We start from the raw sequence: 17,678 nt of genomic DNA, 5'->3' as shown, positions 1-17,678 counted from the left end.
GTGCCGAGGAGTGGCGGAGATGATCCTCGTCACCAGGCTGGACGGCCGCGAGATCGCCGTGAACAGCGATCTCGTCGCCACGGTCGAGCGGACCCCCGACACGATGCTGACGCTCTCGAACGGCGGGCGCATCCTGGTGCGCGAGGCCCTCGAAGAAGTGGTCGAGCGGGTGGTGGCGTTTCGGCGGCGGATCGCTGCAGCGCAGCGGGAAGGGTAGGCGACGATGGACATCACCACGGTGGCAGGCCTCGTGATCGCGGTCGTGGCGATCCTCGCGGGTCAGGCGCTCGAAGGCGGCCACGTCGGTTCGATCCTCCAGATCACCGCGGCGATCATCGTCTTCGGCGGCACGCTGGGCGCCGTGATGGTCGCCACCCCGAAGGCCGACTTCGTCCGCGGCATGAAGATGGCGAAGCTCGCCTTCACCGAACCGAAGCAGGACGTCGGCAGGCTCCTCCAGGAGCTGGTGGAGCTCGCAGGCGTCGCCCGCCGGGACGGCGTCCTCGCCCTGGAGGCGAAGCTCGGCGGGATCTCCGACTCGTTCCTGCGCAAGGCGGTCCAATTCCTCGTGGACGGCGTCGACCCCGAGGTGGCGCGCGACGCGCTCGAATCGGAGATCGACGCGGGCTACGAGGAGGGCGTCGCCGGCGCCAAGGTCTACGAATCGGCGGGCGGTTACGCGCCCACGGTGGGCATCCTCGGCGCGGTGCTCGGCCTCATCCACGTCATGGAGAACCTCTCCGATCCCTCCAAGCTCGGAGGCGGCATCGCGGTGGCCTTCGTGGCGACGGTCTATGGCGTGGGCGCCTCGAACCTTCTCTTCCTGCCCATGGCCAACAAGCTCAAGCGCAAGCTCGCGCTGGAGCGGGACCGGAAGCTGCTCGTCACCGAGGGCGTGCTCGCGATCCAGGACGGCCTCAACCCCCGCGTCCTCGAGGAGCGGCTCCGGGCACAGGCGGGCTCCCACGCGCCAGCGCCTTCCCCAGCAGCCGCAGCGTAGCGGGCGATCGGAGATCCCTTGGGCCGCAGGAAGAAGCACCACCACGAGGAGCACGAGAACCACGAGCGCTGGCTCGTCTCCTACGCCGACTTCATCACCCTGCTCTTCGCCTTCTTCGTCGTCATGTACGCGGTGAGCAGCGTCGACAACCAGCGCCTGGTGCAGGTCTCGAACGCAATCCGCTTCGCCATGCATTTCGAAGGCACCGGCGGCATCGACAAGCTGCCCATCTTCCAGGGACCACCCACCGGCGGCTCGATGGGCGTCACCGGCACCGGCAGCGGCGGTCTCACCGGTGTCGAGAAGGCCCGGGCCCAGAAGCTCCGGGCGAAGCTCGAGAAGGAGCTGCGACCCGTGCTCCGGGACCAGGACGGCGCCGCCGTCCTCCTCGACGCCGAGGGCCGGCGCCTGACGGTGCGCCTCTCCGCCGCGCGCTTCTTCGAGTCGGGCGAGGCCCTGCTCCATCCCGCAGCGATGGCGGTCCTCGACGCGCTCGCCGCGGAGCTGGCGCCCACCGGCCTGCCGATCCGGGTGGAGGGCCATACCGACGATCGCCCCACCGGCGGCGGCAGGTTCCGCAACAACTGGGATCTCTCCGCAGCGCGGGCATCGACGGTGGTGACCTATCTCGAGGCGGCCCACGGGGTCCCGGGGGCGCGCCTCGCCGCCGTGGGCCATGGGGCGAGCCGGCCGGTCGCCACCAACGAGAGCGAGGGCGGCCGGGATGCCAACCGTCGCGTCGACCTCGTGCTCGAGCTCACACCCGGAAGCGCCCTCGAGGCCCTCGCCCCCTGAGAGTTTGTGAAACAAACTCTCAGGGGGCGAGGGCGAAGCGATCGCAAGAAGGAGCGTTTCTCGCGCGAAGCGCGAGGGAAGAAAGCGGGCCGGCGCTTGCCGGACCGATTTCTTCACAGGCTCTGAGCCGTCGTCAGACCCCTGACGAACCTGCCAGCGGCCTGACGATCCCGGTCTGCTTCTGCCGGGGCAGCGGGCAGGCACGTCCCTTGCTCACGGACGCGACCAACACGGGAGCGTCACGTGAACAAGCTCGTCCCCCTTCTTCTCGGCCTCAACACCCTGCTCCTCGCCGGCGTGCTCGCGACGTTGTTCCTCCGCCAGGGCGGAGTCGGCAGCGACGTGGCGGAGAAGGCGCCGCAGGAGTCCGCCGACGCGGCGGCGCAGGCCCCTGTCGCTCCGGCGCTGGGTCCCATCGTCCGTCTGCCGGATTTCGTGGTGCACCTGCGCAACCCCGAGGTGGATCGCTACGCCCGCCTCACCCTCGAGCTGGAGCTCGCCGGCGAGAAGGAGCGCGAGACCGTCACCACCTACATGCCGAAGCTGCGGGACGCGCTCCTCGCCTGGCTCGCCGATCGCACGCTCGAGGAGATGCGCGGCAGCGAGGGCATGGAGCGGATGAAGGAAGCGATGCTTCGCGAGTTGGAGACGGTGCTCCCCGGCAGGCCCGTCCGCGCCGTCTACATCGCCGACTTCGTGGTGCAGTAGCCATGGCGGTGCTCGAGGCCGAGGAGCTCGATGCGCTGATGAGCGCGATCAGCGACGGAAGGGTCGCGCCGCAGCCCCCGGTTCCCCAGCAGGCGCGGGTCTCTCCGTGGGATCTCACCAGCCGCGACCGGATCATCCGTGGGCAGATGCCCACCCTCGACTCGATCGACGAGCGCGTCGCCTCCCTCTTCGGCGCCGGGCTCTCGGGGCGGACCCGCCTCGACCTCACGGTGACGAGCGCCCCGGCCTCGATGCTCAAGCTCGGCGACGTACAGATCCTCCTCGCCCCACCGGCGATCACCGCCGTCTTCTCGCTGCAGGGTGGCCAGGGCAAGGCCCTCGCCGTCCTCGAGGCGGGGCTCGCCGACGCCCTGCTCGCTGCGGCGCTGGGCGATCGCAAGCCGCGGCAGCAGCCGCAGGCAGCGAGTCGCGAGCTGACGCCGGTGGATCGCGTGGTCCTGCAGCGGCTCCTCGGCCTCCTCGCAGAAGCGATGAACCAGGCGTGGGCTGCGGTCCTGCCCCTGCAGGTGGAGGTGGTCCGGGTGGACAGCGATCCGCGCCTCTCCCTCCCCGGCCCCGCCAACGAGGTGGCGATCCTCGCCCCCTTCGAGATCGCCGGCCCGATCTCCGGCAGAATCCAGTTGGTGATCCCCTGGGCAGCGGTGGAGCCGGCGAAGAAGCTCCTCGCCGCCCCGCCGGGCCTCGGTCCGGGAACGAACCTGCGTTTCGCCGGCGCCCTCGCCGAGGAACTGCAGGCGGTGCGGGTCCAGCTCAGCGCCCGCCTCGGCGCCACGGAGGTGACGTTGGCGCGGCTCCTCGAGCTCCAGGTCGGCGATGTCCTCGTACTCTCCGGCGAGGAGAACCGCCCCTTGCCGGTGCTGGTGGAGGGCCGGGAAAAGCTGGTGGGCATGCCGCTCGTGAGCGGCGGAAATCTGGCGGTTCGGCTGGCGCAAGGCGTGCAGGCGATGCCCGGCGATCGCATCGCGCCGAGCGAAGCTGCGACGGAGAGAGCATGAACGAGAACGAGCGGCGAGATCTCCCACCGATGAGCCAGAAGCTCGATCTCCTCCTCGATGTGCCGCTGCAGATCGCAGTGGAGCTCGGCCGCTCGCGGATGACGATCCAGGATCTGCTCGGCCTGGGCCCCGGCGCCGTGATCGAGCTCGACAAGGTCGCCGGGGAGCCCCTCGACATCCTCGTCAACGATCGGCTCGTCGCCAGAGGCGAAGCGGTGGTCGTCGGCGAGAAGTTCGGCGTGCGGATCACGGACATCGCCAGCCCCGCCGAGCGGCTGGCCCGGCTGCGCTGAAGATGGGAACCCTCCTCACCAACGTGCTCGTCGCCGGCGCACCCCCGCCCATCGGAGAAGAGGCGGCGCTTGCCACCGCGGCCTTCCCCGAATTCGGCGCCGTCGCGCTGCCGGCGATCGTCCTTCTCGTGCTCGCCGGCGTGGCACTGCTCCTCGCGAGGCGCCGCGGCGCGCCGGGCCGTCTCGTCCAGGTGGTCGAAACGGCTTCCCTCGGTCCGAAGCGCAGCGTCGTGGTCTGCAGGATCGGCGAGGAGCTCCTCGTGCTCGGGAGCAGCGAAGCGGGGATCCAGCTCCTCGCCACGAGGCCGGCGCCGCCACGGCAGGAGGCGGCGCCGGAACTGGAGCAGAGCCAGGCGGGGGCCCTCGCCAGGCTGGGACTCGCCCGCAAGCCCGGGTTCGACGAGCTCCTCGCAACGAGCGCGGAGGACGAGGAGCTGCGCCGCAAGGTCGCCGCCGGCAGGGCCAGGAGCCCGCGATGAGCGCGGCGCTCCTCGCTGCAGCCGCGGAACCGGCGCTGCAGCTCACGGTGGACGGCGGCGGCTCCACCGCCGTCAAGCTCTTCCTCCTCCTCACGCTTCTCTCCTTCGCCGCGGCGATCCTCGTCTCTCTCACCTCCTTCACCCGGATCGTAATCGTCCTCTCCTTCCTCCGGCAGGCACTCGGCACGCCGCAGCTCCCGCCGAACCAGGTCCTGATCGGACTCGCCCTCGCCCTGTCCGCGTTCGTGATGGCGCCCACCGCCACCCGTGTCTACGAGGCCGGGCTCGGGCCCTACCTCGCCGACGCGATGGACGCCGGCACCGCCTTCGAACGCGCCTCGGTTCCGCTGCGCGAATTCCTCCTGCGCCACACCCGCGAGAACGACCTGCGGCTCTTCTACGAGATTGCGGGAGCCGAGCGTCCGGCCCGCGGGGAGGAGATCCCCCTCACGGTGGCGGTTCCCGCCTTCATGGTCTCGGAGCTCACGACGGCCTTTCGCATGGGCCTCCTCGTCTACGTGCCCCTGCTCCTCGTCGACCTGATCGTCGCGGCCATCCTCATGTCGCTCGGGATGATGATGGTGCCGCCCAACCTGATCTCCCTTCCGGTGAAGCTCGGCATCTTCCTCCTCGCGGACGGCTGGCACCTCGTCGTCTCGTCGCTCGTCCGGAGTTTCACGTGACGCCCGAGCTCGCCGGCGGGCTGCTCCGCGAGGGGCTGCAGATCGCACTTCTGGTCGGCGGCCCGATCTTCGCCGCGCTCCTGGTGGCTGGCCTCCTCGTCGGTGTCTTCCAGGCAGCGACGCAGATCAACGATCCCGCCGTCGGCTTTCTCCCGCGCCTCGCTGCTGGAGCAGGGATCTGCTGGTTCCTGGGGAGCTGGATGGCGGAGCGGCTCGCCGCCCACTTCGCCGAGGCGGTCGCGCGGATGGCGGGGCCCTTCTGATGCAGGACGTGCTGGGAGCGCCCCTTCTCTACGGCTTCGGCCTCGTGCTCTTCCGGAGCGCGGGGCTGATCGCCGCGGTGCCGGTCCTCGGTGCGGGGACCATCCCCGTCACCGTCCGGATGGCCCTCGCGCTAGTCGCTGCAGCTGCGGCTTTCGCCGGCGCGGGGATGCCGGCGGTCGCACTCCCGGATCATCTGGTTGCCATCGCCGGCGCCGCGATCGCCGAGACCGTGGTTGGCCTCGCTGCGGGCCTCGCCGCGCGGCTGGTGCTCGAGGCCGCGCAGGCTGCGGGACAGGTGGCGGGGCTCTCGGTGGGTCTGGGCTACGGCGCCCTCGTCGACCCGGTGGGCGGCGCCTCCACCACCGCCCTCGGCCAGCTCTTCGCCATGGGCGCGCTCGCCTTCGCCGTCGCGCTGGGTCTCCACCGCGAGGCCTTCGCCTGGCTCACCCGCTCTGCAATCGCCTTTCCGCCGGGCAGCAGCATCGACGTCCGATCCCTCGCTGGCGCGGTGGTGGTGCACGGTCTCGCCGGCACCGCACTGGCCGTGCGCCTCGCCTTCCCCATACTCGCCGCGGTGACCTGTGGCCACCTGGCCCTGGGGCTCCTCGGCAGGATCGCGCCGCAGCTCAACCTGGCGAGCATCGGCTTCTCCATCGCCATCTTCGCCGGCGGCGCCGCGCTCTACCTCGTCCTGCCCGCAGCTGCCGATGCGGCGGCGCGGGCCGCGCTCGTGGCGATCCGGAGCGGCTGAACGATGGCCGACGAAGAGAAGGACGACAAGACCGAGCAGGCCTCGCAACGCAGGCTCGAGCAAGCGGCAGAGAAGGGGCAGATCCCGATCGGCAGGGATGCCTCCGCCGTCGCCGCTCTGGCGGCTGGATGCGGCGCCCTGCTCCTCTTCGCCCCGGCGCTGCTCGACGAGTTGGGTGCGCTGGTGGCCGCCGGTGCCACCGGGCTCGCCGGGACATCCCCGTCGGCGCTGTTGCCTCTCGTCGTGGCGCCCGTCACCACCGCCGCCTCGATCTGCGCCACGGTGGCGCTCGCTGCCGTCGGTGCCGGCGCGCTGCAGACCCGCGGCAGGTTCTGGCTCCACCTCGCCCTCCCCGATCCGGAACGGCTCTGGCAGGGCTCCAGGCTCACCCGCCTCGTCTCGCGCGAGGTGCTCGCCGACCTCGGCCTCGCCGGCGTCAAGGTGCTGGCGGTAGGAGGAGCTGCCTGGTTCGCGCTGCGCGACGATTTCCTGACGCTGCCACGGCTGCTGCATCTGGCGCCACGGGAGCTGCTCGGCGCGACCTTCGCGCCGCTGGTGCGCGCGCTTCCCTGGCTGGCGGTGGCGTTGGTCGCAGCAGCGGGCCTGGACCTTGCAGTGGCACGGCAACGCTTCGCAGCCAGGATGCGTATGACCCGGGACGAGCTCAAGCGAGAGCACAAGGAAGACGAGGGCGATCCGCTCCTCCGCTCGCAGCGCCGGCGCCGCCACCGCGAGATGGCGAAGGCGCGCGTCGTGGTGGAGGTACCGCAGGCGGACGCGCTGCTCGTCAATCCGACCCACGTGGCGGTGGCGATCCGCTACCGGCGTGGCAGCGATCGCGCGCCGCGGGTGGTGGCAAAGGGCAAGGGGCAACTGGCGGAGATCATGCGAGACATCGCCCGCGCCAACGGGGTGGCGATCGTGGAGGACGTGCCGCTCGCCCGGCTCCTCTACCGCCGGGTCAAGGTCGGCAAGGAGATCCCCGAGGAGACCTACAAGGCCGTCGCCGCGATTCTCGCCTTCGTCTACCGACTGCGCAGGGGAGCAGCCTGATGGCCGCCACGGCGCAGGGCGCCAGGGGGACGGGCGAGACGCTCGCGGCCATGGCCGTGCTGGCGGTGCTGGCCATCCTGATCCTGCCGGTACCGGCGGCGGCCCTCGACGGCCTGCTCGCCTTCAACGTGGGCATCTCGGTGATGATGCTGCTCGTGGCCCTGGGGATCCGGCAGCCCCTGGACTTCTCCGTCTTCCCGTCGCTGCTGCTGATCAGCACCCTCTTCCGCCTCGGGCTCAACGTCGCCACGACCCGGCTGATCCTGCTCGATGGAGGCAAGGGCGCAGGGGCCGCCGGCGGGGTGATCGAGGCCTTCGGCAGGTTCGTCGTGGGCGGCAGCCTGGTGGTGGGGCTGGTGATCTTCCTGATCCTCCTCGTGGTCAACTTCGTGGTGATCACCAAGGGGTCGGGACGCGTCTCGGAAGTGGCGGCCCGCTTCACCCTCGACGCCATGCCCGGCAAGCAGATGGCGATCGACGCCGATCTGGCAGCCGGGATCATCGACGACCGCGAGGCACGGACCCGCCGCACCAGGCTCGAACAGGAGTCCGAGTTCTTCGGCGCCATGGATGGTGCCAGCAAATTCGTCCGCGGCGACGCCATCGCCGGCCTCTTCATCACGGTGATCAACGTGATCGGCGGCCTGCTCACCGGTCTCTTCCGCGACGGCCTCTCCCTGGCCAGCGCGGTAGAGACCTACACCCTGCTCACGGTGGGCGACGGGCTCGTCTCCCAGATGCCGGCGCTCCTCGTCTCCACCGCTGCCGGCATCGTGGTCACCAGAGCCGACGGCGACGACCTCGGCACCCAGGTCGGCAGCCAGGTCCTCGGCAACCCGCGCGTCCTCCACTCCACCGCCGCGGTGCTCGGCGCGCTGGCGCTGCTGCCGGGCCTGCCCTTCCTCGCCTTCGGCTCGCTGGCTGCCGGCGCCCTCGTCCTCGCCCGCCGCGCCAGGGCGCGAGCCGATGCGGGGCAGGCGCGCCCCTCGAAGCAGGAGGGGCCGCCGCCGGGCGATCGGATCCAGGACCTCCTGGCGGTCGACGCCCTCGAGCTGCAGGTGGGCTACGGCCTCCTCGCGTCGATCGACGTGGAGAAGGGCGGCGAGCTTCCGGGCAGGATCACCGCCCTGCGGCGCAAGCTCGCCGAGGAGCTCGGGGTGGTCTTCCCTTCGATCCACCTCCGGGACGATCTGCGCCTCGACGCCAACGAGTACCGCGTGCTGCTCCGGGGCCTGGAGATCGGCGCGGGCAAGGCGTGGCCCGACCGGCTCATGGCCCTCGACCCGCGGGGCGGCACCCCATCGATCGAGGGGATCGCCGGTCGGGAACCTGCCTTCGGCCTGCCCGCGATCTGGATCCGCGCCGGCGATCGCCCCCGGGCGGAGACGATGGGCCTGACCCTCGTCGACGTCCCCTCGGTGGTGACGACCCACCTCGGCGAGCTCCTCCGCCGCCATGCCCACGAGCTCGTGGGAAGGCAGGAGGTGCAGGAGATGCTCGGCGCCTGCGCCAGGGAGGCACCGAAGCTGGTGGAGGACGTCGTGCCCGGCACCGTCACCCTCGGAGAGGTGGTGCGGGTGATCCGCTCGCTGGTGCGCGAGGGTCTGTCGGTCCGGGACATGCGCACGATCCTCGAGGCGATCGCCGACGCTGCACCCCGCAGCAAGGACAACGCCTGGATGGTCGAACAGGTGCGGCGCAGGCTCGCGCGCCAGATCACCAGCAGGCTCCGCGACGAGGCAGGGAAGGTGCGCGCCCTCACCCTCGACCGCACCACCGAGGATCTCCTCCGGGCATCCCTCGGCAACGCCGACGGCGAGGCGGCCCTCGCACCCGACGTCGCCACCGCGCGCAAGCTCATCGAGGCCCTGGAATCCAACGCGGCGACTCTCGCCGCCGCAGGCAGGACGCCGGTGCTCCTCGCGCCACCCGATCTCCGCCGGCCCCTCTTCGACTTCGTTTCCCGCTTCGTCCCCGACATGCAGGTGATCAGCGCCCGTGAGCTGCTCGCGGGCACCGCGGTCGAGCCTGCAGGGCAGATCCAGCTACCCGGCAGGAGCGCCGCTTGAGGACCGACATGGCTCCCTCTCCAACCCTTCGCACCTTCCGTGCGGCGGATACCCGCGCCGCTCTCGCAGCGGTGAAGGCGGCCCTCGGGCCGGATGCCGTCATCGTCTCCACCCGCTCGATTCCGCGCACGCTGCTCCGCGGTCCCGAGATCGAGGTGACCGCCGCCCTCGAGGCCCCGCCGGCGCCGCCGCCAGCGGCGACGGGCACTGCGCGCGAACCGGAGCCGCGGGCGGCGCTCCTCGCCCCGTCCTTCGCCGGCGAGATGGCAGCGATGCGCGAGGCCCTCGCCGAGGCGCGGCGGGAGCTGCGACGGGTGAGCCGGGAGAGCCGCATCCAGCAGGCGCTGCGCTTCGACGCCGCCGCAGCCGCCGTGCACGAGTCGCTGCTCGATGCAGGTGTCGAGGAGGCGCTGGCGGAGGAGCTCGTCCGCCAGTCGCTCGCCGCCGGGCATGCTGGTGCAGAGGAGTTGCGGACGGCGGTCCGCGAGCTGCTCCGGCGCCGCATCTCCGCCACCAGGGCCCCCTGGCTGCGTCACGGCGCGAAGGTCCTGGCCTTCGTCGGCCCGACCGGCGTCGGCAAGACCACCAGCCTGGCCAAGATCGCGGCAAGGGCGGTCCTCGAGTCCCGGCTGCGGGTGGCGCTGATCACCGTCGACACCTACCGCGTCGGCGCCAGCGACCAGCTCGCGCGTTACGGGGAGATCCTCGGGGCGCCGACCTGGATCGCCCGCGACCGCGAGGAGCTCGTCCACGCGGTGGCCCGAGCGGCCGGCGCCGATCTCGTCCTCGTCGACACCGCGGGTCGTTCGACCCACGAGGCGGTGGCGCAGCAGGCGGAGTCGATTCGCAGCGTCCCCGGCGTGCAGATGCATCTGGTGGTCAGCGCCGCTGCGGGGGCGCGGGAGCTGGCTGCGGTTGCCGAGCGGTACCGCAGGCTGGAGCCCGAGCGGATCATCGTCTCGAAGGTGGACGAGGCCGCGGCGCCCGGCGGCGTGCTCTCGGCGCTGGTGCGGATCGATCGCCCGGTCTCTTGCGTCGCCAACGGCCAGCGCGTGCCGGAGGATCTGCGCGCGGTGGACGAGCTCGATCTGGTCGACCTGGTGATGGGAAGCGCGGAGCGCGAACGCGTTCGGGCAGGTGCGAGGTGAGTGAAATGGATCCGAGAGAAGAGATACAGAGCCTGCTGGGCGGCGAGCCGCTGCGGGTCATCGCCGTCACCTCCGGCAAGGGGGGCGTGGGCAAGAGCACCATCTCGACCAACCTCGCGGTGCTGGTGGCCAGGGCCGGCTCGCGGGTGCTCCTCGTCGACGCGGACCTCGGCCTCGCCAACGCCGACATCCTCCTCGGGATCCGGCCGCGCCACCACCTGGGGGACGTACTGCGCCTCGAGGTGCCGGTTCGCGACGTCCTCGCCGAGGGCCCGCACGGGATCCGCGTGCTCTCCGCAGGATCCGGCCTGCAGCACCTCACCCAGCTCGCCGAATTGGAGAAGCTCCGTCTCCTCGGGGCCCTCGACGAGCTCGAGGAGGAGTTCGATTTCGTGATCGTCGACTCCCCGGCAGGCATCGGCGACAATGTGCTCTTCTTCGTGGGTGCCGCGCAGGAGGCACTGCTGGTGGTGAGCCCCGAGCCCACTTCGCTCACCGACGCCTACGCCGCGGTGAAGGCGCTCTCGCAATCGGCGGGCGTCCGCCACTTCGACGTGCTGGTCAATCCGGCGGCGAGCGAGGCGCAGGCCCGGGAGGTCTTCGGCAAGCTCGAAGGAATCACCCGGCGCTTCCTCGAGGCGCAGCTCTCCTACGCCGGCCATCTCCCCCGGGACGAGAACGTCCACCGCGCGGTGATGAGCCAGCGGCCCGTGGTCGACGCCTACCCGCTCTCCCCGGTGAGCCGCGCGCTGGAAGGGGTCGTCGCGAACCTCCTGCGCAGGCCGCCTCCGACGCGGCTGGACGGCGGGCTGAAGTTCCTCTGGCACAGGCTGATGCTCGAGTCGGCGGCACGGGCGCGGGCATGACGCCGCTCGGGGGATTCGCGCGCAGGGGCCACGCGCTCTACGCGCAGGCGAGCCGTCTCGATGAGGCGCAGCTCGTCGAGCGCCATGCTGCGCTCCTCGACCGGATGGCGCGGCGCCTCTGCTTCCGCGCCGCGATGCACCATGCCTTCGACGATCTCTGGTCGGCTGGCGCGCTGGGCCTCCTCGATGCAGCGCGCCGCTTCGACGCTGCACGGGACGTCCGCTTCGAAACCTTCGCCGAGCACCGAGTCCGGGGCGCGATGCTCGACGAACTGCGCCGGCTCGACCACCTGCCCCGCAGGCTGCGGGCCGATCTCGACCGGCTGCAGGCGGCGCGCAGGGAGTTGGCGGAAAAGCTGGGCAGAGAGCCCGACGAGGCGGAGCTCGCAGCGGCGCTCGACCTGCCGGTGGAGGAGGTCGGCGAGCTCGCCGCGCTGCTCCAGCCGGTGGTGCCGATCGACGAGGCGACGGTGCCGCCGAGCCCTGCGCCGCTGCAGGAGGAGCTCCTCGATCGGGCGCGGCTGCAGGGCCGCCTCGCCCAGGCGATCGCCGCGCTACCGGAGCGGCAGCAGCTCGTCGTCTCGCTCCGCTACGTAGAGGGTCTCTCCAACAAGGAGGTCGCGCAGGTCCTCGGGGTGAGCGAGCCACGGGTCTGCCAGATCCACGGCGAAGCGACGAAGCGCCTCCGGGCGGCGCTCGCGGAGGATCGGTGACGCGATCCGGCGCGCGCGTGAGCCCACTGCATTCGAGCGCCGCAGCATCTCAGCGGCGCAGGAAGGAGAAGCGGAGCGCGGCGAGCTCGTCCTGCGCCTTGCGCTCCCGGCGCGCGGCCTCCATGAGCGCAGCCGCGTGCCGGCTCTCCACCGCACGCCGCAGACTTTCCGCTGCGCGATGGGCGGCGGCGAGGGTTGCCCGCGCCCCCTCGACCCGTGCTTCGGCAGCTGCGAGCTCCACCTCGAGCCGCTCCAGGGTGGCGCGGTGGCGCAGCCGCTCGGCGCCGTGCAGCTCCCAGAACGCTGCTGCCGCGTCGCCGGGAGGTCGCGCCTCCGCCTCCAGGAACGCAGCGATCCGGGCTCGTACCGCCTCCGCGCCACGCAGTTCCGACGCCACGGCCAGCTTCGCCTCCTCCTCCGTCCGCTCCCGCAGCCGCAGCAGCGGATCGAATCGCGTTCGCATCGTCGCCTCCTCCCGCCAGACGATGCATGGGACGGGCCTGCGCGGGCGCCACGAATCTGGCGCTTTCGCGCTGGCAAGCCGCTTGCTGTCCGAATCACGAGGAGGATGACGGATGGGTGACGGGATCTACGTAGGTATGAGCGGCGCGGCGGCGCAGGCCCGCGCCCTCGACGCCATCGCCGACAATCTCGCCAACGTGGAGACGCCCGGATTCAAGGCGACACGCCCGGCGTTTGCCTCCTTCCTGCCCGCTGGCGGCGACGGCACCCGGGTTTCCGCTGCTGCAGTCGCCGCCGGCGTCGACCGCGCCCCCGGCGCCGTGACACGAACGGGCGCTCCGCTCGATCTCCTCCCGGAGAGCGACGCATTTCTGGCGGTGCGCCTGCCCGACGGCGCCACCGGCTACACCCGGGATGGCAGGGTCTCCGTCGATGCGCTGGGACGGCTCCAGGCTGCGGGACATCCGCTGCTCTCGAGCGAGGGGGAGCCGATCACGGTTCCGGCAGGCGAGGTGCCGCGCGTCGAGGAGAGCGGCAGGGTCCTCGCCGGCGCCGTCGAGGTGGCCCGGCTCGGCCTCTTCCACCTCGACGGGCCGGCGGGTCGGCGCGGGCCGGCGCTCTTCACCGCGGGCCCCGGGGCGACCACGCGGGCCAGCGAGGCGGGGGTCCGAGTCGGCGAGCTGGAGCTCGGCAACGCCAGTGCCATGGAGAGCGCGGTGGCCCTCATCGAGGCCCACCGCTCGTTCGATCACGCGATGCAGGCGATCCAGACCTACCGGAAGCTCGACGAACGTGCCGTCGAGATCGGCCGGGTCCGCTGAAGGAGGACGAAATGCTGCGCTCGCTCTACACCGCCGCAACCGGCATGGAGGCGCAGGAGCTCAAGATGGACGTGGTGTCCAACAACCTGGCCAACGCGAGCACCACGGGCTTCAAGCGCGTCCGCGCCGAGTTCGAAGATCTCCTGTCGGAGACGCTCCGGGCGCCACAGGCACCAGCCCCCGAGGGCGGAAGCGCGCCGGCGCCGCTGCAGGTCGGCCTCGGCGTGCGGACCGGCGCCACCACCCGCGACTTCGGACAGGGTGACCTCATCGCCACCGGCAACTCCCTCGATGTGGCCATCGAGGGCGCCGGTTTCTTCCGCGTGGTCCGCCCCGACGGTGAGCTGGCCTATTCCCGCGCTGGCAACTTTCGCGTCGATGCGGCGGGCCGCCTCGTCACCCAGCGCGGCGAGTTGGTGGAGCCGGGGATCGATTTCCCGCCCGACGTGGTGGAGATCACCATCCAGGCCGACGGCGCGATCCTCGCCCGCTCGGCTTCCGCAACAGCTGCCGCAGAGGTCGGGACGCTGGAGCTCTCCACCTTCGTCAACCCCGGTGGCCTCCTCGCCCTGGGGGGCAACCTCTTCGCAGCGAGCGAGGCGAGCGGCGAGGCGATCCACCTGCGTCCCGGGGAGCAGGGCGCGGGGATGCTGGCACAGGGCCACCTGGAGGGCGCGAACGTGAAGGCGGTGGAGGAGATGATCGACCTCATCGCCACGCAGCGCGCCTACGAGCTCAACTCCAAGGTGATCCAGACCGCGGATCAGATGCTGCAGCGGCTTACCTCGCTGCGATGATCATGCCCTTCCTCGCCCCACTCCTCCTCGCCGCGGCAGCGGCCGTTCCGGCGCCGGTCGCGCGTGCCCTCGAGGCGGCGCTCGCCGTGCCGCGGGCACGCGTGGTGGTGGAGCGCTACGCCCCCGGTTCGCCTGGCGGATGCACCGCCACGCGGGCGGAGGCTGGCGCGGCGATCCGCGGTTCGGGCCGTGTCGCGGTACGGCTCTTCGGTGCCGGATGCAGCGGCTGGGCGTGGGCGAACGTCCGCGTCTTCGCCGCCGCGTGGGTGGTGGACGAGCCCCTCTCCGCCGGCGAGCGGCTCGCGGGGAAGGTGCGCCGGGAGGAGCGGGAGGTCCGCGCGGGAAACGAGCCTCTCGCCTCGTTCCCCGCGAATGCGGTCGCGGCACGGTCGCTCCCGACGGGCCGCGTCCTCGAAGCGCGCCACGTCCGCTCCCGCGGTAGCCTCCCCGGGACCAGCGTGCGGGTGGTGCTGCGCACCGGCGCGATCGAGGTCGAGAGCCCGGCGCGGATCGTCCCCTGCCCCGGCACCGCCCCCTGCGCGCTCCTGCCCGGCGGGAAGCGGGTCACGGGGCGCATCGACGGCGATCGGCTCGTCGTGGAGGATCGATGAGGCGGCTGCTCGTGCTCCCGTGGCTCCTCGCCGGATGCGGCGCCGGCCACATCGCACCCTACGAACCGAAGCAGCGCACCTACGCGCTCCCCGTGGCGGAGGTGCGCGCGGAACGGGATGCCACGCCGGGCAGCCTCTGGCGCGAGAACCGGCCGGTGTCGAACCTCTTCGCCGATCCCCGGGCGCTGCGCGTCAACGACCTGGTGGTGATCCGGATCGAGGAGATCGCCGACGCCCAGCGCAGCGCCGAAACCGACCTCGTCCGCTCGTCCGAGGCGCAGGCGAACATCGCCTCCTTCCTCGGAGCCCTCGAGAAGTTGCAGCAGGGCTCCGACTTCCGGGCGGCACTGGCGGGCAGCTCCGCCGCCACCTTCCGCGGCAACGGATCCACCGGGAGGAGCGAGCGGCTCACCGCCACCGTCCCGGCGATCGTGCGGACCGTTCTGCCCAACGGAAACCTGTTCGTCGAGGGGCACCGCGTCGTCCTCGTCAACAACGAGGAACAGCACTTCTACATCTCCGGCGTGATCCGCCCCATCGACATCGATCAGGAGAACGGCATCAAGAGCACCATGGTCGCCGACGCCGAGATCGAGTTCACCGGCAGGGGCGTCCTCACCGACAACCAGCGCCAGGGGTGGTTCTCCCGCTGGCTCGGCTGGATCTGGCCCTTCTGATGAAACACGTCCTTCCCCTCCTCGCCTTGCTCGCGATGCTGCTCGGCGCCTTCGACGCCGGCGCGGCGACCGCCCGGATCAAGGACCTCACCTCGCTGCAGGGCGTCCGCGGGAACGAGCTCTTCGGGTACGGCCTCGTGGTCGGCCTCGCCGGATCCGGCGACACCGAGCGGGTCTTCTTCACGTCGCAATCGGTGAGCAGCATGCTCGGGCGCCTCGGCATCCGCATCGATCCCGCCGACGTGCGATCCCGCAACGTGGCGGCGGTGATGGTCACCGCGCGCCTTCCTCCCTTCGCGAGGCCCGGCACCCGGATCGACGTGACCGTGAGCTCCATCGGAAACGCGCGCTCCCTCGCTGGCGGGGTGTTGCTGGTGACGCCGCTCACCGGCCCCGACGGCCAGACCTACGGCCTGGCACAGGGGCCCGTGCAGGTGGGCGGCTACGAGGCGTCGGCGGCGGGGTCGAGCCTGCGCAAGAACCACCCGACCGCGGGCCGCGTCCCATCCGGTGGCACGGTGGAGCGGGCGGTGGTCCACGACCTCGCGGACGGTCCCCTCGTCTTCCAGCTCGCCGATCCGGATTTCGCCACCGCGAGCCGCATCGCGGGCGCCATCGGCGGCGTGGTCGGTCCCGAGGCGGCACGGGCGCTCGACCCGGCTGCGGTCGAGGTCGTGGTTCCCGATGCCAGGCGAGGGGATCTGGTGGCCCTCGTCGCCGAGCTCGAAGCACTCGAGGTGGTGGCGGACGAGCGCGCGCGCGTGGCGATCAGCGAGCGAACCGGCACCGTGGTTGCCGGGCGGAACGTGCGGATCCGGCCGGTGGTGATCTCCCACGGCGGGCTGCGGGTCTCCATCGGGTCGACCCCCGTCATCTCCCAGCCCGCGCCCTTCTCCGACGGCGGCCGCACGGTGCGCGACCGGATGGCCGCCATCGAGGCGGAGGAATTGGGGATCGGCGTGCAGGCGCTCCCGGCAGCGAGCAACGTGGACGAGCTGGTGCAGGCGCTCGGCCTCCTCGGCGTCGGGCCTCGGGACCTCATCGCCATCCTCCAGGCGATGAAGGCGGCTGGCGCCCTCGACGCCGAGATCGAGGTGCTCTGATGCTGCTCGGCGCACCCACCATCCGCGACGGCGACGACGCGGCCCGGGCCTTCGAGGCGCTGCTCCTGCGGCAGATGCTCCAGTCCAGCGGCGCCTTCCGGCCCGCTGGTGCCGGTGCCGGAGCCTCGCTCCACACCGATCTCTTCGTCGACGCCCTGGCGCAGGCGCTGGCGGAAGCCGGCGGGATGGGCCTCGCGCCCGACCTGAACGAAAAGCCGGCAAGGCCACCGGCGCCGGAACCGGTCGTGCTCCTCGATGGCGCAGGCGTACTGACCAGCGGCTTCGGCGCCCGCCGCGATCCGATCCACGGCGGCGCCGGCGACCACCGCGGGATCGACCTCGCCGCTGCGCCGGGCACGCCGGTCCTCGCTGCGGCTGGTGGCGTGGTGCGCCGGGCGGGGGAGCGCGGCGGCTACGGGCTCGCAGTGGAGATCGATCATGGAGCCGGTCTCACAACCCTCTACGCCCATGCCTCCGAGCTCCTCGTGGTGGAGGGGGCGGTGGTGGAGCGCGGGCAGGCCATCGCCCGGGTGGGCGAGACGGGCCGGGCCACCGGCGCCCACCTCCACTTCGAGGTCCGCGAAGGGGATCGCCCGGTCGATCCGGCGCGAGCCCTTAAGGCTTACGGGATCCGTGCCGATAGCGACGCGAGAGGGGAAGAATGAGCGATACCAGGGAAATCGGCGGCCCCGCCGCGGTGGCCTCCACCGGGTCGATCCGCCGCGCGACCGATCGGGCGGCCGCGCAGGGTACCCGCCGAGCCGAGCGGGCTGCCGAGACGGACCGTGTCACCACCGAGGCGAGCGCCGAGCTCGAGGCGGCGGTGGCGCGGGCCCGCGACGAGGCCGCAGGGGCGCGGGCGGCGCAGCTGGCCGAGATCGAAGCGGCGGTGCGCAAGGGAACCTACCGTCCCGACCCGGCCCGCATCGCCGAGCGAATCCTCGAGGATGCCGAGCTGATCGCCAGGCTCCACGCGATGCTCGACAGATGAACGCCCCGGCGATTGCAGGCGAGCTCCTCGGGCTCCTGCAGCGGGCGGCGGAGGATGCGGCGCGTCTCACGCCCGCCCTGCGGCGCCTCGAGGCGCCGGCGCTCCTCGACTGGGTAGCCGAGCGGGAAGCGGTCCGCGAACGCGCCCGCGTTCTGGAGCGGCAGCTCCGGGCCACGCTCGACGACGGCCCGCGTCCGGAGGCGATCGCGGCGCAGCTCGCCGCCATTCGCAGGGAGGCGGCGCGGCTCCGCTTCGTCGACGCGGAGAACGCCGCCCTCGCAGCCCGCACCTTGCGGTGCGTGCGCGGCTACGCGCATGCCCTCGCGCCCACACCGGAAGCCTACGACCGGCGCGGCCTCGCCCGCGGAGCCCCCTGAC

General features: G+C 72.1%; 24 protein-coding genes. 23 read left to right on the top strand and 1 reads right to left on the bottom strand.

The annotated features are described in order from the left end of the window. Positions 1-19: 19 nt before the first annotated feature. From ACESMR_RS22745 to ACESMR_RS22675, 15 genes are all read left to right on the top strand, one after another. Complete coding sequence (locus ACESMR_RS22745) at positions 20-217, top strand: flagellar FlbD family protein (RefSeq protein WP_373049431.1); 198 nt, start codon at positions 20-22, stop codon at positions 215-217. 6 nt (positions 218-223) lie between these two features. Then, the gene (locus tag ACESMR_RS22740) at positions 224-1,000 is read left to right on the top strand and encodes a flagellar motor protein (protein ID WP_373049430.1); all 777 of its coding nucleotides are present in this window, start codon (positions 224-226) and stop codon (positions 998-1,000) included. An 18-nt stretch (positions 1,001-1,018) separates the two neighbouring features. Next, on the top strand, positions 1,019-1,795 hold the full coding sequence (locus ACESMR_RS22735; protein ID WP_373049429.1) for a flagellar motor protein MotB: 777 nt from the start codon (positions 1,019-1,021) through the stop codon (positions 1,793-1,795). Positions 1,796-2,038: 243 nt separating this feature from the next. Then, complete coding sequence (gene fliL / locus ACESMR_RS22730; RefSeq protein WP_373049428.1) at positions 2,039-2,503, top strand: flagellar basal body-associated protein FliL; 465 nt, start codon at positions 2,039-2,041, stop codon at positions 2,501-2,503. A 2-nt stretch (positions 2,504-2,505) separates the two neighbouring features. After that, the gene (locus ACESMR_RS22725) at positions 2,506-3,519 is read left to right on the top strand and encodes a flagellar motor switch protein FliM (protein WP_373049427.1); all 1,014 of its coding nucleotides are present in this window, start codon (positions 2,506-2,508) and stop codon (positions 3,517-3,519) included. Continuing rightward, complete coding sequence (gene fliN, locus ACESMR_RS22720; protein WP_373049426.1) at positions 3,516-3,812, top strand: flagellar motor switch protein FliN; 297 nt, start codon at positions 3,516-3,518, stop codon at positions 3,810-3,812. The genes ACESMR_RS22725 and fliN overlap by 4 nt, the downstream gene beginning before the upstream one ends. A gap of 2 nt (positions 3,813-3,814) precedes the next feature. Then, a complete protein-coding gene (locus ACESMR_RS22715) occupies positions 3,815-4,291 on the top strand; it encodes a flagellar biosynthetic protein FliO (protein WP_373049425.1) in 477 nt (158 codons plus the stop codon). Then, positions 4,288-4,974, top strand: coding sequence for a flagellar type III secretion system pore protein FliP (gene fliP, locus ACESMR_RS22710; RefSeq protein ID WP_373049424.1), 687 nt, complete (start codon positions 4,288-4,290; stop codon positions 4,972-4,974). Before ACESMR_RS22715 ends, fliP begins: the two co-directional genes overlap by 4 nt. Then, positions 4,971-5,237: a flagellar biosynthetic protein FliQ gene (locus tag ACESMR_RS22705; protein WP_373049423.1), complete on the top strand. Its 267-nt coding sequence runs from the start codon at positions 4,971-4,973 to the stop codon at positions 5,235-5,237. Before fliP ends, ACESMR_RS22705 begins: the two co-directional genes overlap by 4 nt. Beyond that, positions 5,237-5,989 (top strand): flagellar biosynthetic protein FliR, encoded by a 753-nt coding sequence (locus ACESMR_RS22700; protein ID WP_373049422.1) that lies wholly within the window; start codon positions 5,237-5,239, stop codon positions 5,987-5,989. Before ACESMR_RS22705 ends, ACESMR_RS22700 begins: the two co-directional genes overlap by 1 nt. Before the next feature lie 3 nt (positions 5,990-5,992). Then, positions 5,993-7,042, top strand: a complete 1,050-nt coding sequence (locus ACESMR_RS22695) for a flagellar biosynthesis protein FlhB (RefSeq protein WP_373049421.1) — start codon at positions 5,993-5,995, stop codon at positions 7,040-7,042. Then, entirely contained in the window at positions 7,042-9,111 is a 2,070-nt protein-coding gene (flhA, locus tag ACESMR_RS22690) for a flagellar biosynthesis protein FlhA (protein WP_373049420.1), read from the top strand. The genes ACESMR_RS22695 and flhA overlap by 1 nt, the downstream gene beginning before the upstream one ends. An 8-nt stretch (positions 9,112-9,119) precedes the next feature. Beyond that, positions 9,120-10,259: a flagellar biosynthesis protein FlhF gene (gene flhF, locus ACESMR_RS22685; protein WP_373049419.1), complete on the top strand. Its 1,140-nt coding sequence runs from the start codon at positions 9,120-9,122 to the stop codon at positions 10,257-10,259. Positions 10,260-10,264: 5 nt separating this feature from the next. After that, positions 10,265-11,125: a MinD/ParA family protein gene (locus ACESMR_RS22680; protein WP_373049418.1), complete on the top strand. Its 861-nt coding sequence runs from the start codon at positions 10,265-10,267 to the stop codon at positions 11,123-11,125. After that, complete coding sequence (locus ACESMR_RS22675) at positions 11,122-11,838, top strand: sigma-70 family RNA polymerase sigma factor (RefSeq protein ID WP_373049417.1); 717 nt, start codon at positions 11,122-11,124, stop codon at positions 11,836-11,838. The genes ACESMR_RS22680 and ACESMR_RS22675 overlap by 4 nt, the downstream gene beginning before the upstream one ends. Before the next feature lie 49 nt (positions 11,839-11,887). On the opposite strand, the gene ACESMR_RS22670 is transcribed toward ACESMR_RS22675, so the two are convergent. Continuing rightward, positions 11,888-12,301, bottom strand: coding sequence for a hypothetical protein (locus ACESMR_RS22670; protein ID WP_373049416.1), 414 nt, complete (start codon positions 12,299-12,301; stop codon positions 11,888-11,890). Positions 12,302-12,413: 112 nt separating this feature from the next. Between ACESMR_RS22670 and ACESMR_RS22665 the strand changes: the two genes are divergently transcribed. Genes ACESMR_RS22665 through ACESMR_RS22630 form a run of 8 tightly spaced genes read left to right on the top strand, consistent with a single transcriptional unit; the run spans position 12,414 to position 17,677 of the window. Further along, positions 12,414-13,121: a flagellar hook basal-body protein gene (locus tag ACESMR_RS22665; protein ID WP_373049415.1), complete on the top strand. Its 708-nt coding sequence runs from the start codon at positions 12,414-12,416 to the stop codon at positions 13,119-13,121. A gap of 11 nt (positions 13,122-13,132) precedes the next feature. Then, positions 13,133-13,918, top strand: a complete 786-nt coding sequence (flgG, locus tag ACESMR_RS22660; protein WP_373049414.1) for a flagellar basal-body rod protein FlgG — start codon at positions 13,133-13,135, stop codon at positions 13,916-13,918. Next, the gene (locus ACESMR_RS22655; protein ID WP_373049413.1) at positions 13,915-14,529 is read left to right on the top strand and encodes a hypothetical protein; all 615 of its coding nucleotides are present in this window, start codon (positions 13,915-13,917) and stop codon (positions 14,527-14,529) included. The genes flgG and ACESMR_RS22655 overlap by 4 nt, the downstream gene beginning before the upstream one ends. Then, complete coding sequence (locus ACESMR_RS22650; RefSeq protein ID WP_373049412.1) at positions 14,526-15,206, top strand: flagellar basal body L-ring protein FlgH; 681 nt, start codon at positions 14,526-14,528, stop codon at positions 15,204-15,206. The genes ACESMR_RS22655 and ACESMR_RS22650 overlap by 4 nt, the downstream gene beginning before the upstream one ends. Further along, positions 15,206-16,309 carry a flagellar basal body P-ring protein FlgI gene (locus ACESMR_RS22645; protein WP_373049411.1) on the top strand — a complete coding sequence of 368 codons (1,104 nt, stop codon included), beginning with the start codon at positions 15,206-15,208 and terminating at the stop codon, positions 16,307-16,309. Before ACESMR_RS22650 ends, ACESMR_RS22645 begins: the two co-directional genes overlap by 1 nt. Continuing rightward, positions 16,309-16,974, top strand: a complete 666-nt coding sequence (locus ACESMR_RS22640) for a M23 family metallopeptidase (protein ID WP_373049410.1) — start codon at positions 16,309-16,311, stop codon at positions 16,972-16,974. Before ACESMR_RS22645 ends, ACESMR_RS22640 begins: the two co-directional genes overlap by 1 nt. Beyond that, positions 16,971-17,300, top strand: a complete 330-nt coding sequence (locus tag ACESMR_RS22635; RefSeq protein ID WP_373049409.1) for a flagellar biosynthesis anti-sigma factor FlgM — start codon at positions 16,971-16,973, stop codon at positions 17,298-17,300. The genes ACESMR_RS22640 and ACESMR_RS22635 overlap by 4 nt, the downstream gene beginning before the upstream one ends. Then, positions 17,297-17,677 carry a hypothetical protein gene (locus tag ACESMR_RS22630; protein WP_373049408.1) on the top strand — a complete coding sequence of 127 codons (381 nt, stop codon included), beginning with the start codon at positions 17,297-17,299 and terminating at the stop codon, positions 17,675-17,677. The genes ACESMR_RS22635 and ACESMR_RS22630 overlap by 4 nt, the downstream gene beginning before the upstream one ends. Position 17,678 lies beyond the last annotated feature (1 nt).

Origin of the sequence: Vulgatibacter sp., assembly GCF_041687135.1 — a bacterium.
In the GTDB taxonomy this organism is placed as follows: Bacteria; Myxococcota; Myxococcia; order Myxococcales; family Vulgatibacteraceae; genus JAWLCN01.
The sequence above is the reverse complement of the archived record's forward strand: the minus strand, read 5'-3'. Positions and strand labels throughout refer to the sequence as shown.

What these genes read in the sequence shown, in the direction of transcription:
- ACESMR_RS22745 (WP_373049431.1), top strand. Translation starts at nt 20, where the DNA reads ATGATCCTCGTCACCAGGCTGGACGGCCGCGAGATCGCCGTGAACAGC.
- ACESMR_RS22740 (WP_373049430.1), top strand. Translation starts at nt 224, where the DNA reads ATGGACATCACCACGGTGGCAGGCCTCGTGATCGCGGTCGTGGCGATC.
- ACESMR_RS22725 (WP_373049427.1), top strand. Translation starts at nt 2,506, where the DNA reads ATGGCGGTGCTCGAGGCCGAGGAGCTCGATGCGCTGATGAGCGCGATC.
- fliN (WP_373049426.1), top strand. Translation starts at nt 3,516, where the DNA reads ATGAACGAGAACGAGCGGCGAGATCTCCCACCGATGAGCCAGAAGCTC.
- ACESMR_RS22715 (WP_373049425.1), top strand. Translation starts at nt 3,815, where the DNA reads ATGGGAACCCTCCTCACCAACGTGCTCGTCGCCGGCGCACCCCCGCCC.
- fliP (WP_373049424.1), top strand. Translation starts at nt 4,288, where the DNA reads ATGAGCGCGGCGCTCCTCGCTGCAGCCGCGGAACCGGCGCTGCAGCTC.
- ACESMR_RS22700 (WP_373049422.1), top strand. Translation starts at nt 5,237, where the DNA reads ATGCAGGACGTGCTGGGAGCGCCCCTTCTCTACGGCTTCGGCCTCGTG.
- ACESMR_RS22695 (WP_373049421.1), top strand. Translation starts at nt 5,993, where the DNA reads ATGGCCGACGAAGAGAAGGACGACAAGACCGAGCAGGCCTCGCAACGC.
- flhA (WP_373049420.1), top strand. Translation starts at nt 7,042, where the DNA reads ATGGCCGCCACGGCGCAGGGCGCCAGGGGGACGGGCGAGACGCTCGCG.
- flhF (WP_373049419.1), top strand. Translation starts at nt 9,120, where the DNA reads ATGGCTCCCTCTCCAACCCTTCGCACCTTCCGTGCGGCGGATACCCGC.
- ACESMR_RS22680 (WP_373049418.1), top strand. Translation starts at nt 10,265, where the DNA reads ATGGATCCGAGAGAAGAGATACAGAGCCTGCTGGGCGGCGAGCCGCTG.
- ACESMR_RS22675 (WP_373049417.1), top strand. Translation starts at nt 11,122, where the DNA reads ATGACGCCGCTCGGGGGATTCGCGCGCAGGGGCCACGCGCTCTACGCG.
- ACESMR_RS22670 (WP_373049416.1), bottom strand. Translation starts at nt 12,301, where the DNA reads ATGCGAACGCGATTCGATCCGCTGCTGCGGCTGCGGGAGCGGACGGAG.
- ACESMR_RS22665 (WP_373049415.1), top strand. Translation starts at nt 12,414, where the DNA reads ATGGGTGACGGGATCTACGTAGGTATGAGCGGCGCGGCGGCGCAGGCC.
- flgG (WP_373049414.1), top strand. Translation starts at nt 13,133, where the DNA reads ATGCTGCGCTCGCTCTACACCGCCGCAACCGGCATGGAGGCGCAGGAG.
- ACESMR_RS22655 (WP_373049413.1), top strand. Translation starts at nt 13,915, where the DNA reads ATGATCATGCCCTTCCTCGCCCCACTCCTCCTCGCCGCGGCAGCGGCC.
- ACESMR_RS22650 (WP_373049412.1), top strand. Translation starts at nt 14,526, where the DNA reads ATGAGGCGGCTGCTCGTGCTCCCGTGGCTCCTCGCCGGATGCGGCGCC.
- ACESMR_RS22645 (WP_373049411.1), top strand. Translation starts at nt 15,206, where the DNA reads ATGAAACACGTCCTTCCCCTCCTCGCCTTGCTCGCGATGCTGCTCGGC.
- ACESMR_RS22640 (WP_373049410.1), top strand. Translation starts at nt 16,309, where the DNA reads ATGCTGCTCGGCGCACCCACCATCCGCGACGGCGACGACGCGGCCCGG.
- ACESMR_RS22635 (WP_373049409.1), top strand. Translation starts at nt 16,971, where the DNA reads ATGAGCGATACCAGGGAAATCGGCGGCCCCGCCGCGGTGGCCTCCACC.
- ACESMR_RS22630 (WP_373049408.1), top strand. Translation starts at nt 17,297, where the DNA reads ATGAACGCCCCGGCGATTGCAGGCGAGCTCCTCGGGCTCCTGCAGCGG.